We start from the raw sequence: 14,123 nt of genomic DNA on the forward strand, positions 1-14,123 counted from the left end.
TTTGGAAATCGGCTTTTTTCTATATATTAATTTCTAATTATAATTGATTTAATGGACTTCTTATGGTTAATTCAAACCTGTTAAATACCACGCATCCATAGCTGAATGATCAGAACCTGATAGTGGTTCATGTAAAAGTGTAAATCCAAATTTTTCATATAATTTACATGCAGCTTTTAATTCATGCTGTGTTTCTAAGTAGCACTTTGTATAATGTTTAGAGGCAAATGACAGAGCTGTTTCCATTAGCTTCTTTCCAAATCCTAAACCTTGTGTTTGGGGAGTTAAGTATAGCTTTTGTAATTCACAAATTTTTTCATGTTCGTTAAACGGTGCTATACCAATTCCGCCAACAACTTCGCCCTCCATTTCTACTACCCAATAGTTCGCATGTTTTAAATTAGTATAATAATGGTAAAGGTCGTTAAGTTGCGGGTCAAAATAAGCTGTTCCAGGAATCGCTAAGCCAAGTGATTTTAGTGAATCCTGTATTATTTCTTTTACTTTTGCATTGTCTTCTTTTTTAATTTCTCGAATAATCATATACGTTCTCCTTCAATTAGGTCTTAATAAAGATTGCTAAAGATTTTTGGAAATTGTTGACTAAGTCTACATTTTAAGGATATAGTTATATTAATATTAAATGTGGACAAAGTCAACTAAAGGAGAATGTATGGATAAAGAAATTATTGATGATATCAGACAATTTAATCGATTTTATACAAAGGTACTTGGTTTATTTAATACCCAAATTCTAGATACAGATTATTCATTAACCGAAGCACGAATACTATTTGAAATTAGCGAGAGAACTGAGTGTATTGCGAATAATCTCGTTCAAGAACTTAATATTGATAGAAGCTATATGAGCAGAATTTTACGTAAATTAGAGAGGCAAGAATTAATAGAGAAAAAAAGTTCAACAACAGACAACAGAAAAAACTTTCTCTTTTTGACAAAAAAAGGAGAGGAACTGCTGGATAAAATTAATATTCAGTCAGATGAACAAGTCAATCAATTGTTTAATGGACTAACTGAAAGTGAGATTAATGAAATTCGTATTTCAATGCTGAAAATAAAAGAAAAAATAGATAAAAATAAACTTTAAAAGTTCGGAAAATTGTTGACTAATTTTGGTCGAGAGGTTTAATTAGTTTGCACTGGTGTAAGTGCAAACTGAACAAAACAACTATCTTTTGACGCACCATGCCCATGTGTGAATTAATTCACTTAAGCTAACGAGTGCTTTACTTGAATAAAGAGTAAAGCCTTTTTTCTTATTGAAGTAACGGGCAGGTTAGCTTAACAAGAGGTGGTGATAAAAGGACAAGGAAAATTCCTAGCGGGTTCAGTTAGAAGGTGGAAATATTTATTTGCTTCTTCTTTTGTAAAATAAATAGATGATACCGAACAACAAAACGACTCCAATAAAATACACCAATAAATTATTCAAAATATATTTCTTATGGTCATATTCCCCGCTACCAGTATATTTGCCGTCATATTTAGCTTTAATAAACGATTCTTTGCTTTCTTTAATTGCGATTGCTTCTTTTGTTGTTGCACCTTTGATTTCATAGTAATCAGTTTCTTTTGGAAACTGATTTGAAAAATTTCCACTATAAGTGCCTTCTCGGTCAGAATACTTAGTTACCTTACCTATTTTCTTACCGATTTTATTGGGTTTTATATGGGTTTCTGAAACAACGTAGATGTTACCATCGTAGACAACAAAAGCATATGCCCAACTTGCATAAGTTGTACTAATAAGAAAAGTACAACCAATTAGAAAAACGAAAAATAGACTCATTATCTTTCTCAACTACATCCCCCATAAAAATAGACGAATTAAACAGTAATATCGTTACAAATAAAATTGACTATAATTTTGGCATTCAATGCGACCTTGAAATTGAAAACTAATATCTTCTTTCTATAATTTTATTCCTATTGCTACACTTATCTAATATTTCCTGCCAATTCTAGATGAAACTCAATATACCAATGAAAAAGGCGTTCCAAAACTGTTGTCAGTTTGAACGCCAATTTGTATGTCATTTTAATTTTTCAACCTCTCAACTGAACCCGTTAGAAAATTCCCTTGTCCTTTTAAACATCTCGAATATGTTTAAAATCGGTCACTTTTTGACCATCAGAAGCAATTCTTATTGTAATTTCATCAATCCCATTCCCAATATGTGGTCCATAATAAGGGTGAACTCTAACTATTACTTCATAAGAACCCCCAACACCATGCAATTGTTTTATATTTATAATTTTAGTATCCCATCCTGCCCATTGAGGAATTCCTTTTGGCGCATCTTTATAGATTTCTGCCAAAGCCTTATCAATTGAGGATCCGAGACTTCTAATTAAGGCGTATTTAAACATTTCATTGGCGTTTTCTTTTTCAGTCGCTTGAACAGAGGCAGAAACAAGAAAAAGTATAAACACCGAGATACAAATTGAAACTAGGATTCTCTTCATAAGCATCACCTAAATCTAGTGTCCCTCTTTCAAAGAATCTTAATCAACTAACGGAGCAGTTTAGTTCAAAGAGAAATAGTCAAATATAGGTTGATCGAAGTGGATAAAAATAATAGAATAGACGAAATATCCCAAGTTCAAATTCGATATCTTAGGAAGATAGGCTTTTCTATTTCTAAACTTTTATTAAGGGGGAGAAAAAATGGAAACAACAACTTGGCAACGTCAAGATGTCACACAACATTATCTTGAACAGGTTCGAGGGGGAATTCCTTTTGGAGCTGAACAAGCCAAAATTATGCTTCAAGTAGTCAATCATTTTACTCGTAAACCGAAAAGAATTATGGACTTGGGATGTGGAAACGGGTTTTTGGCTGAAATTTTGCTTAAATCTTATCCCGAGGCTTCTGCCGTGTTATTAGACCATTCCGAACCAATGATTGAAAATGCACGTGTCCACATGAAAGATTATATGAATCGTTGTGAGATTATACTTGATGATTTTAGTCATTCCATTGGTCAATATGCTGAAGCAGGGACAGTGGACTGCATTGTTTCTGGGTATGCCATTCATCATCTTCCTCATACAAAGAAAAAGGAATTGTATCAAGAAATATACAAAGTCTTAGCACCAGGCGGAATTTTCATAAATATTGAGCATACAGCTTCTGCCACCCCTGAAATAGAAAAATTGCATGATGAGCTTTTTATTGACCATCTTTCAATTCATAATAAAAAAGACAGACAAGAAATAGCTAAGGAATATTACAACCGCCCTGATAAAGAAGATAATATTCTAGAAAGGGTAGATATTCAGGTTAATTGGCTTAGAGAACTGGGTTTTAAGCATTCGGATTGTTATTTTAAGTGGATGGAACTTGCTGTTTTTGGCGGAGTAAAATAAACAAAATTCAAGCTTTTTTATTGAGCTAAAGAGTGCTTTAGTAAAAAAAAGAACAGCAAAATACATGAGCTTGGAGATACATTTCCCAGCTCGTTTTTCATATTATTTCCTATGAAATAACATGAAAAATCTTGGCACTTAGAATGCGGAGTTACTCAGTCTTAACTTATCTGTGGCTTTCCAAGTTCTATGAACACTTGCCAAGATAAGCATTTGCTTTTTCTTGCTCAAATCGCTTTCCATTTTCCTATTGACGAGAAATTGAAACCACACTAAATAAAGTTGTAAATACTTCGTAGAAACACCATTAAAACGACTTATCCATTTCTTTAAACGGGAATGGTAATTATTAATATTATTGAGGTGGTAGATGCCTTTCTTTACATATTCGTTCTTCCTGCCGTTTATGATGACGTGTTCCACATCGTTATTAGACGTATAAGATTTGTAAGAATTGTGAGCATTGGAAATAAGCACCGTATCACTCTTAAAATGCGATGTAAGAGTTGGATCAATTTGCTCTACTAGAATTTTACCTGAACCGACTCGCTTGGAAAGGGTTGTTTTGTTTCGGTCTCTAGCTACTAATACACAGACTTGTTCATTGGAGATACCTCTTTTTGTAGCAGAACCGCCACGTTTTCTTGGTTTACGGTTCGCAATAACCCTTCGTCCTTTATGGCTTTCTAAGAAGTATGTTTCATCTACTTCTACTAGACCTTCAAAAATACCGATACTTTCTTTGGCGAGAGCAGACAACACTTTGTGCCTTCAGTAAAAAGCAGTTACGTGAGTGATAGCAATTTTAAAAGCTGTTTTACGAAGTGATAAACCATTCAACATACGCTCAATAAATGGAATCCATTTGTCTGCCTTTTTCGAACGATTCATAGGGGAATTGGTCAAGTCATTGCTTAATTTATGACAGTCTTTGCACTTATAACGTTGGCGACCATCTCACTTGTTATCACGAACCACTGATGTACTTCCACAATGACGACAATGAAATCCATGTGAAAACTTCGTCTCTCTCAATTCACCAATTAAAGCTCTTTGTTGTGAAGCCGACACCGAGAAATGGCAGGTTAGATAATCTTAAATGGATTCTTTGTCCCTAGCTCTAAAAAAAGAAATATCAGCTATTATGTTCGTTAAAGTCATTTGAATTGCCCCTTTTGTAATTTATACAGTCTAGATACCACAAAAGATTATGATTTATTTGAAATCAACCAATGACTTTAACATAGCCTATTTTAATTGTTTTAAGCGCAAAACATTTGTACAATAATATTGTATGTAGAATTTTCAAAAACTAAAGCGCTAACAAGAGAAGTGCAAAGGGGATTCCTACTAAGTAGGACTGCATTAGTGTTATACAAAAGAGGAGGAGAAGAAATGGAATATAGAATCGAGAAAGATACAATGGGGGAAGTAAAGGTTCCATATGACAAATATTGGGGTGCGCAAACGGAAAGAAGTCGTAACAACTTCAAAATAGGGAATGAAAAAATGCCGATTGAATTGATTCATGCATTTGCTTATGTAAAACAAGCGGCTGCTAAAGTGAATTTTGATCTTGGTGATTTATCTGAAACGAAGAAAAATGCCATTGTAAAAATCTGTGGTGAAATTCTAGAAGGCACATTGGACAAGCATTTCCCGCTAGTTGTCTGGCAAACGGGTAGCGGTACACAAAGTAATATGAACGTAAACGAAGTCATCGCAAACAAAGGAAATGAGTGGTTGAAGGAAGTTGGCAGTGACGAATTACTTCATCCAAATGATGATGTGAACAAAGGGCAAAGCTCGAATGATACATTCCCAACTGCGATGCATATAGCGGCATATGTTGAAGTGGCAAGCAAATTGGTTCCCGCAATCAAAGTACTTCGTGATACATTTGCAGCGAAAGAAAAGGAATTTGCAGACATCGTGAAGATTGGCCGTACGCATTTACAAGATGCTACGCCAATCACACTAGGTCAAGAAATCAGCGGCTGGAGAGCGATGCTTGATAAATCACTAAATATGGTTGAGGAAAGTAGCAAGCATATCCTAAACCTTGCTCTTGGTGGAACAGCAGTTGGAACCGGAATTAATTCTAAGCCAGAATTTGCTGCTTTATCTGCAAAACAAATGGCCGAGGATACTGGATTTGATTTTGTTACATCGGATAATAAATTTCATGCCTTAACAAGTCACGACGAAATTGCTTATGCACATGGTGCAATCAAAGCCCTAGCAGCAGATTTAATGAAAATTGCCAATGATGTAAGATGGTTAGCAAGTGGCCCAAGAAGTGGGATCGCCGAAATTGCTATTCCTGAAAATGAGCCAGGAAGCTCAATCATGCCTGGTAAAGTGAACCCAACCCAAAGTGAAGCATTAACGATGATTGCGGTTCAAGTAATCGGTAATGATACAGCAATCTCAATTGCGGCGAGCCAAGGAAACTTTGAATTGAACGTATTCAAACCTGTTATTATTTATAACTTCCTGCAATCTGTCAAACTATTGTCTGACGGAATTCACTCGTTCAATGACAACTGTGCAGTAGGAATTACAGCAAACTTAGACAAAATTAAAGAAAATGTTGAACGTTCATTAATGCTTGTAACAGCACTTAATCCGCATATCGGCTACGAAAAAGCAGCGGAAATTGCAAAAACGGCATTTAAAAACAACTCAACATTAAAAGAAACCGCCCTTAAACTAGGCTGCCTAAACGAAGAACAATTCGAAGAGTGGGTAAATCCGCAGAATATGGTGAATAACTAAGTAAGTAGATGTGCAGTAGATAAGGTAATAAAAAAAGAAAATACCCAAGTTCAAGTTGTGTTAAGAGGGGGCTGGCCACTTACCCTTTACGCCGTATCAAGTGTACTATCACTTGTTTTTCTGCATATAGGAGTTTCGTGGTTTGACCCCTTGGTTTTGATCCCGTGATGAAAATAGGAGGAAATGAATATGACATTATGTCCGCTTTGTAATGGACTTCGAAAAATTCATGTTGCATGCACAGAATGTGAATCCGAAATGAAGGATATGGGAAAAGCCATGGACTATGATGATGAGTATAGTGCATATATGGATATTGATACCTTAAAGCAAAACGACGGCTTTCCAGATTCATTAAAAAAAGGTCAGTGTCCACATTTAATGAAGTGTCTGAACTGTAATCACGATGAGGTTATCTTAGTTAAGGAATGAGAAACAAAAAAACGAATCGAGCTTTCGGTATGAGAGAGTCGATTCGTCAATAGCTGTTCATTCCGCTGATCCTTTATCTTGCTTGCGTTTTATAGCAAAGGCTGTGTTAATCACAACAACTTATATAAATAATATTCATTAACGGGTTCTCCGTTAATAATCAGCGAATGAACCTTCTCACCTTCCAAGATAAAGCCCATTTTTCGATATAAATTAAATGCTTTACTATTGTCTTTTATAACAGTTAATCCTAATCTTGATAGTTCATTTTCTCTTGCCCACTCGAATACTCGATTGAATAATTTAGAGGCGATACCTTGCCCTTGAAATTCTTCAAGGACACCTAATACGAGATAAGCAGAATGTTGATTTCTTTTTACATTTCCGCCAAATGCTGCGATAAAACCTACGAGTTTATTTTCCCGTTCGACAACAAAGATGATTGATTTCTTTTCAGATAAAATTCTTTCAATGGATTTTATCTGTTGTTCACGAGTCGTTTTTCTTTCACCAGGTTCAAATAACATAAAATGAGAGTCATCAATTCTTTTACTTAATTCGATAAAACCTTCTGCATCACGAACTTCAATGGGTCTAATCACGACTAACGACTCCTTTCAAACTATTATTCTCCAAATGGGTCATCGTACCAGCTAAAGATTCAATGAGAGACTTTACATTTCTTTATGCTTCAACATAAAGAAATCAAGCATACTATCTTTTTTTTGAGGTGCGAAGATTTTAGGTTTTATTATGTAATCAAAAGAAATGGTAAAACAAAAGGACATTACTACTGTTAGAGTAATGCCCTTGTTTTAATCATTTTATTTTAACAGAAACTTTATTATTTTCCTATCTATGCCAACTGTTGCTCGGCGAATTCACGATATAAGTCATGTGATAGAGTTAAATCCTGATGGGTACCAATGCCTGTTACTTGTCCTCTTTCGATGAATATGATTTTATCAGCATCGACGATTGTGGATAATCGATGAGCGATGACGAATGTAGTACGTCCTTCCATTAATCGTGTTAATGCTTGTTGGACAACACTTTCTGATTGGCTATCTAAGCTTGCTGTTGCTTCATCCATCATGAGAATTTTAGGGTCTCGTAAAAAAGCACGGGCGATAGCGATCCGTTGTCTTTGCCCACCAGATAGTTTCACACCACGCTCACCAACTTCCGTGTCCAATCCTTTCGGGAAATCTTCAATAAACTGGTCGGCGTATGCCATTTTAGCGACTTCCCATAGACGTTCATCAGATATTTGTGTTGAATCGTTCAAACCATAACATAAATTTTCGCGAATTGTCCCAGCCATCATAGCACTTTCTTGTGATACATAACCAATTTGACTGCGCCATGAATCAAGTGATAATTGATTTATTGGCGTGTTGCCGATTCGTATTTCTCCTGTAGTCGGTTCGTAAAATCGTTCAAGTAAGCCAAACATCGTTGTTTTACCGCTTCCGCTTGGTCCAGCAAAAGCGATCATTTCGCCAGGTTGAGCTTCAAGTGAAATATTTTCTAGAACAGGTTCACCCTCACTATAAGCAAAGGACACGTTTGAAACTTGAATTGGCTCGTTTGTAATATCCATTTCTATGCCATCTTGGCCAGATTCTAATGGTAATTCCAAAATCTCGATAATTCGCTCTGTCGCACCTTTTGCTTTTTGTAATTGTGTAAAGAACATCGCAAAGGATGTGATCGGCATAATAATTTGGAATAAATAAAGTAAAAAGGCGATAAGTGAACCAGTTGACATCGATCCATTTGCTACCCGCATACCGCCATACCCAATAATCATTACAATGACAACCATAATGACGAGGTACATAATTGGACCGATTAAAGCAAAAATACGTGCTTCCTTTAATCCGTAACCAAGTAATTTCTCAATGCCTGTTAACCCATTTGTTTCTTCATTTTGTTCAGCGGTTGAGGATTTCATTAAACGAATTTCACTAAGTGTTTGTTGAATTTGTCCTGTGAAAGTGGCTGTTTCATCTTGTAAACCACGTGAGATTTTTGCCATTTTTCGACCGAGTGGAATCATGATGACTAATGTTATTGGTACAGAAATTAACATCAGAAGTGTCATTTTCCAATCCATGACAAGTAAGATGACAATGGCACCAATAATCGAAATAATACCTGTAATAAATTGAGGGAAGTGATTCGAAATTAAATCTCGCACAACACTTGTATCATTAACGACTCGACTCACTGTTTCCCCACTTGATTGTTTATCAAAATAAGTTACTGGCAATCGAATCAGTTTTAGCCACATGCGATCACGAAGCCTTGCGACAATTTTATGGCCGACTAGGCTTAATAAATAAATGGAGATTCCGCTTATGATCGCTTGGATAATAAAAGCTGCCCCAATGCCGATTATGAGTGGAACACTTAATGATGCGACCGAAAACCCATCTACTAAATTTTTTGTCAGTAATGGCACGACAAGGCCTGCAATAGTTGTTAGAAGGCTTGCTGTTAAACCAATAATAAGTGCGACTTTCGGGATATTCGTTGATAAAATTAGGGAAATAAATGGCTTTAAGCCACTTTTTTGATTTTTCATTGTCTAGAACTCCTATCATTGCGATCTATCTATTGTCGGTGGAGAGTGGAGGGTTTTCAACTGCAGTTCTTCCATTATGATCAGCATGAGGTCTCATGTCAATAATATGTTAGCCTCGAGTCTTCCTTCAAGCATTGCGCTTAGGTAACCAAAAGAGTATTGCTCAAATCTTGTAGTGGCTTTATGACATTTATTAATCCTTATGTCTCTTATGGATGCAATCTAGCCGTTGATTCATCAAGAAATTAGAGTACAATCGTTAGACCAGAGCCGGAAATGGCTACTAACCTTCGTGGTACAAAATAAATTTGTAGGAGGCATTGGAAACATAGGTGGGAGATGAGGAAAACCTTCACTGATAATAGTTTCACTATGTGTTCCTTTGAACCGTATCATATTGAGATAAGGTTTCAACGCTGCTTGCATTTGTAAAAGACGCTTAGACAGATTGTCTAAGCGTCTTTTGTGTTAAGAGATTGTAAATTAATTTACATAAATCGCTTACAATTTAAAAGGTTTAACTTTTATGTAATGAATTGGTAAACCCCATTATTTTAGTATGAAAATATGTTTAAATGGGTCTGACGAAAGATGGAGGTTGAAAAATGAAGCACGTAGAATTGATGGATATATCAAAGTCGTATGATAAACATACAAATGTATTAGATGAAATTAATCTTTCGATTAACAAGGGGGAGTTCTTTGTTTTAGTCGGTCCCTCTGGATGTGGAAAAAGCACATTATTAAGAATGGTTGCAGGGTTAGAAGAAATAACCGGAGGCGTACTGAAGCTAAATGATGAAGTAGCAAATCATCTACCACCTAAAAATAGAAATTTATCTATGGTTTTTCAAAATTATGCACTTTACCCACATTTAACAGTAGAGCAAAATATACTTTTTGGTTTAGATGTTAAGAAGGTTAATAAAAAAGAACAAAAAAGAAGACTCATGGAAACGGCAGAAATGATCGGTTTAAGTGAATTATTGAAAAGAAAACCTAAGGAACTATCTGGTGGCCAAAGGCAGAGAGTGGCATTAGCTAGGTCAGTTGTAAGTGAAGCACCACTTTGCTTAATGGATGAACCACTATCAAATTTAGATGCCAAATTGCGGGCGCATATGCGCGTTGAAATTCGTAGATTGCAAAGAAAGTTGGGTCTCACAATGATCTATGTCACCCATGATCAAGTCGAAGCAATGACAATGGGTGACAGGATTATGGTTTTGAATGATGGGAAAGTACAACAGGTTGGAAAACCGATTACTTTATATAACGAACCAGCCAATACATTTGTAGCCTCTTTTATTGGCTCCCCAAAGATGAATATGGGAAAAGCTGAGTTATTCGTTGAGAATCGTCAAATTAAAGTGGAGGACAAGCTTACGTTTAATTTAAGTCCGTCAGATTTAATACATATACCAGCAGACAAAAAGACAATGATTGGCATTAGAGCAGAACATATTTATCCAGCAACTGAACAAGATGCAACTAATTATTTAGAAGTTGTTGGTGTGGAGCAGTTAGGAAATGAAACGATTATTGTTTTTGAAGAATTAGGAGGCCATCTATGGAATGCCAAATGGCCGGGCCAATGGGCGATTAATCCGGGTGATAAGGTTCCAGTTAACATTTCAGTTCGAAATTTTTGTTTCTTTGATGCAGAAAATGGTCAATTAATACAACCCGCATATCAAGAACAAAATCAAGAGCAAGAGGTCATCGCACAATGAATACAGAATCTGCTATGCCGTTTGAGTATAATCAAGTTCATTTCGAGGAGTTAAAAAAACAACAGCGTAAAAAAGTTTTCTTGAAAGGCCTTTTATTCTTATTACCCTCATTACTTTTATTTAGTATTTTTATATTTTATCCAATGATCCGCACGGTATATTTAAGTTTCTTTTTAACAAATCAAGCAGGTATAACAACAGTTTTTGTTGGAATGCAAAATTATATCGATATCTTCACATCTCCAATATTTATGAAAAGTTTAACATCAACATTTTTATTTGTTTTATTTACAGTGCCGGGAACGATTATTGTAAGCTTGTTTTTGGCAGTTATTGCAAATGAAAAGATAAAAGGGATCGGCTTTTTCCGAATGATATTTTCATCCACAATGGGGGTATCTGTAGCGGCAGCTTCTGTTTTTTGGCTATTTTTATTTCACCCGAGTATTGGATTTTTTAACAAAATATTAGTGACATTCGGTTTTGATAAAATCGGTTGGTTAACGAATCCAGAATGGGCCCTTGCTTCTGTTTCATTATCAACAGTTTGGATGAATATTGGATTCACATTTTTAATTATTCTTGGTGGTTTGCAATCCATTGACTCTCATCTATATGAAAGTGCAAATATAGATGGTGCGGGATTTTTCTACAAATTGCGACGGATTACAATCCCGATGCTTTCTCCTACCTTATTCTTTGTGGTCACTGTTTCAATCATTAATGCCTTTCAAACCTTTGGCCAAATCGATATGTTAACAAAAGGTGGACCAAGTAATGAAACAAATCTTATCGTTTACTCGATTTATCGTGAAGCGTTTGTGAATTATCAGTATGGTACAGCAAGTGCACAAGCTGTCGTCTTGTTCGTTATTATACTCATCATGACAGTGATCCAGTTCAAGCTTGGCGAAAGGAAGGTCCATTATCAATGAGGATGCCTCTTTCTAAAAAAATCGTCTTATATACATTACTCACAGTATCGGCATTCCTAGTATTTGTCCCGATCATCTTTGCTTTCTTGATGAGCTTTATGAATAGTCAGGATGCGATGTTAGGTAAAATAATCCCTTCTGTTTGGACACTTGATAATTACGTGAAGGCATTCGAACGTTTACCATTGCTGAAATTTCTATTCAACAGTTTAATTACTTCTCTGCTAATTATGATCGGTCAGTTAGTCTTGTCTAGTTTAGCGGCTTACGCATTTGTTTTTCTGAAATTTAAAGGGAGGGATGCTTTATTCTTTTTGTTTATTGCAACCATGATGATCCCATTTGAAGCGTCGATTATCCCGAATTTTCAAACGATTAAAGGGATGAATTTATTAGATACATATCCAGGGTTGGCCTTGCCTTTCTTGGCTACCGCATTTGGTACTTTTTTATTAAGACAAACATTTAAACAAATTCCTAAAGAACTTAAAGAAGCAAGTGAAATTGCTGGGATGGGCCATTTTAAATTTTATTTAACAGTCGTATTACCCGTTGCAAAAACAAGTCTAGTTACATTAGCACTTTATGGCTTCTTAACGGCTTGGAATATGTACTTATGGCCGCTTTTATCCACAACAAATGATCATGTACGAACCGTTCAAATTGGCTTAAAGCAATTGCAATCACAAGAAACAGTCAATCAATGGGGAGTTGTAATGGCTGGTGCCATGGTTGTGGCCATTCCTACGCTGATTTTATTATTCGTAGGGCAAAAGAGACTCCAAAAAGGGTTAGCTGAAGGTGCACTTAAATAACGATGGGTTCAATGATTATCAAATAGAAAAAAACTAAAGGAGACTATTACAATGATAAAAAAGTTTTTCGCTTTAATTATGGCAAGTCTATTAGTGATTCTAGCTGGTTGTGGTTCAAATCAAACATCAAGTACTGAGAAAGGATCTACATCTGAAAAAGATGACAAACAAGTTGTTACATTCTGGCATTCCATGAGTGGCGTGCCTCAAGAAACATTAAATAGTATTGTAGAGGAATATAATAATTCCCAAGATAAGGTTCAAGTAAATGCAGAATTCCAAGGAACGTATGAAGAGTCACTTCCGAAGTTTCATAGTGTTGGTGGAACGAAAGATGCTCCGACCATGATTCAAGTACAAGAAATTGGTTCAATGTCTATGATTAATAGTGGGAATATTGAAGCTATTCAAAAATTTATTGATGCTGAAAATTATGATATGAGTGGTCTCGAAGAAAATATTATTAACTATTACAAAGTAGATGACAAATTCTATTCCATGCCTTTTAACTCCTCAACACCTGTCATGTACTACAATAAAGATGCATTTAAAAAAGCTGGATTAGATCCTGAAAAAGCTCCAGAAACGTTTGAAGAAGTAGAAGAAGCAGGTAAGAAAATTGTTAAAAGTAATGACCAAATGAAAGGATTCGCTTTACAAGCATATGGTTGGTTATTTGAAGAGTTATTAGCTAATCAAGGTGGATTACTGTTAAATAACGACAATGGTCGCACAGATACACCTACAGCAGTCGAATTTGATAATGAAAAAGGGAAATCAATCTTTGAATGGGCAAAAAGAATGACGGATGCTGGAACTTTTGCAAACTATGGAACAAACTCTGATAATATGCTTTCTGGTTTCTTAGCAGGCGATGTAGCGATGTTCTTACAATCATCAGCTTCTTCAAGAGACGTGATTGACAATGCTCCTTTTGAAGTGGGCGTAGCTTTCTTACCTCACCCTGAAGCTGAAGAACGTCAAGGTGTTGCAATTGGCGGTGCAAGTTTATGGATGTCAAGCGGCAAAGAAGAAGCAGAACAAAATGCAGCTTGGGAATTTATGAAATATTTACAAACACCAGCAGTACAGGCTAAATGGCATGTAGGAACAGGCTACTTTGCCATTAATCCAGCTGCTTATGATGAGCAAGTTGTTAAAGATGCATACAAAGAAATGCCACAATTACAAGTTTCTGTACAACAGCTTCAAGCGACAAAACCGTCTTTTGCGACACAAGGTGCATTAATGGATATGATTCCGGCAGAACGTAAAATTATCGAAACCGCACTTGAAACAGTTTATAACGGTGGAGATGTAGATGAAGCATTCAATAGTGCGGTTGAACAGGTGAATGCAGCGATTGAACAATCTAATGCAGCAAGAGGAAAGTAATTTTTAATGATCGTTGATAAAGCAAAAAGAAAGAGAATAAAGCGAAAAAATGCT

At 35.8% G+C, this 14,123-nt stretch carries 13 protein-coding genes and 1 pseudogene; 8 read left to right on the forward strand and 6 right to left on the reverse strand.

The window, feature by feature from the left end; genetic code table 11:
• Positions 1 to 66: 66 nt before the first annotated feature.
• The gene (locus ACIQZI_RS09740) at positions 67 to 543 is read right to left on the reverse strand and encodes a GNAT family N-acetyltransferase (protein WP_403072489.1); all 477 of its coding nucleotides are present in this window, start codon (positions 541 to 543) and stop codon (positions 67 to 69) included.
• Between the two features lie 130 nt (positions 544 to 673).
• Here ACIQZI_RS09740 and ACIQZI_RS09745 point away from each other — a divergent pair, with 130 nt between their 5' ends.
• Positions 674 to 1,108 (forward strand): MarR family winged helix-turn-helix transcriptional regulator, encoded by a 435-nt coding sequence (locus ACIQZI_RS09745; protein ID WP_062182452.1) that lies wholly within the window; start codon positions 674 to 676, stop codon positions 1,106 to 1,108.
• A 261-nt stretch (positions 1,109 to 1,369) separates the two neighbouring features.
• Here ACIQZI_RS09745 and ACIQZI_RS09750 read toward each other — a convergent pair whose 3' ends face one another.
• A complete protein-coding gene (locus ACIQZI_RS09750) occupies positions 1,370 to 1,822 on the reverse strand; it encodes a hypothetical protein (protein ID WP_403072494.1) in 453 nt (150 codons plus the stop codon).
• Between the two features lie 287 nt (positions 1,823 to 2,109).
• A complete protein-coding gene (locus ACIQZI_RS09755; RefSeq protein ID WP_403072497.1) occupies positions 2,110 to 2,487 on the reverse strand; it encodes a DUF3888 domain-containing protein in 378 nt (125 codons plus the stop codon).
• 202 nt (positions 2,488 to 2,689) lie between these two features.
• Here ACIQZI_RS09755 and ACIQZI_RS09760 point away from each other — a divergent pair, with 202 nt between their 5' ends.
• Positions 2,690 to 3,391 (forward strand): class I SAM-dependent methyltransferase, encoded by a 702-nt coding sequence (locus tag ACIQZI_RS09760; RefSeq protein ID WP_062182446.1) that lies wholly within the window; start codon positions 2,690 to 2,692, stop codon positions 3,389 to 3,391.
• Positions 3,392 to 3,529: 138 nt separating this feature from the next.
• Here ACIQZI_RS09760 and ACIQZI_RS09765 read toward each other — a convergent pair.
• Positions 3,530 to 4,552 (reverse strand): annotated as a pseudogene (locus tag ACIQZI_RS09765) (IS1595 family transposase).
• A gap of 234 nt (positions 4,553 to 4,786) precedes the next feature.
• On the opposite strand from ACIQZI_RS09765, the gene fumC reads away from it, so the two are divergent.
• Both fumC and ACIQZI_RS09775 read left to right on the forward strand, forming a co-directional pair.
• Positions 4,787 to 6,169 (forward strand): class II fumarate hydratase, encoded by a 1,383-nt coding sequence (fumC, locus tag ACIQZI_RS09770; protein WP_403072501.1) that lies wholly within the window; start codon positions 4,787 to 4,789, stop codon positions 6,167 to 6,169.
• 189 nt (positions 6,170 to 6,358) lie between these two features.
• On the forward strand, positions 6,359 to 6,601 hold the full coding sequence (locus ACIQZI_RS09775) for a hypothetical protein (RefSeq protein WP_062182440.1): 243 nt from the start codon (positions 6,359 to 6,361) through the stop codon (positions 6,599 to 6,601).
• Between the two features lie 110 nt (positions 6,602 to 6,711).
• Here the strand turns inward: ACIQZI_RS09775 and ACIQZI_RS09780 are convergent, their stop codons facing one another.
• Both ACIQZI_RS09780 and ACIQZI_RS09785 read right to left on the reverse strand, forming a co-directional pair.
• Complete coding sequence (locus ACIQZI_RS09780; protein ID WP_062182438.1) at positions 6,712 to 7,203, reverse strand: GNAT family N-acetyltransferase; 492 nt, start codon at positions 7,201 to 7,203, stop codon at positions 6,712 to 6,714.
• 254 nt (positions 7,204 to 7,457) lie between these two features.
• Positions 7,458 to 9,191: an ABC transporter ATP-binding protein gene (locus tag ACIQZI_RS09785; RefSeq protein WP_403072506.1), complete on the reverse strand. Its 1,734-nt coding sequence runs from the start codon at positions 9,189 to 9,191 to the stop codon at positions 7,458 to 7,460.
• 605 nt (positions 9,192 to 9,796) lie between these two features.
• Here ACIQZI_RS09785 and ACIQZI_RS09790 point away from each other — a divergent pair.
• From ACIQZI_RS09790 to ACIQZI_RS09805, 4 genes are read left to right on the forward strand one after another with little or no spacing between them, the layout of a single operon-like run.
• Positions 9,797 to 10,924 carry an ABC transporter ATP-binding protein gene (locus ACIQZI_RS09790; RefSeq protein WP_062182432.1) on the forward strand — a complete coding sequence of 376 codons (1,128 nt, stop codon included), beginning with the start codon at positions 9,797 to 9,799 and terminating at the stop codon, positions 10,922 to 10,924.
• Entirely contained in the window at positions 10,921 to 11,859 is a 939-nt protein-coding gene (locus tag ACIQZI_RS09795) for a carbohydrate ABC transporter permease (RefSeq protein ID WP_403072510.1), read from the forward strand. Before ACIQZI_RS09790 ends, ACIQZI_RS09795 begins: the two co-directional genes overlap by 4 nt.
• Complete coding sequence (locus tag ACIQZI_RS09800) at positions 11,856 to 12,674, forward strand: carbohydrate ABC transporter permease (protein ID WP_403072513.1); 819 nt, start codon at positions 11,856 to 11,858, stop codon at positions 12,672 to 12,674. The genes ACIQZI_RS09795 and ACIQZI_RS09800 overlap by 4 nt, the downstream gene beginning before the upstream one ends.
• Positions 12,675 to 12,725: 51 nt before the next feature.
• Positions 12,726 to 14,069 (forward strand): ABC transporter substrate-binding protein, encoded by a 1,344-nt coding sequence (locus ACIQZI_RS09805; RefSeq protein ID WP_403072516.1) that lies wholly within the window; start codon positions 12,726 to 12,728, stop codon positions 14,067 to 14,069.
• Positions 14,070 to 14,123 lie beyond the last annotated feature (54 nt).

Origin of the sequence: Peribacillus sp. NPDC096379, from assembly GCF_044762875.1 — a bacterium.
GTDB lineage: Bacteria > Bacillota > Bacilli > Bacillales > DSM-1321 > Peribacillus.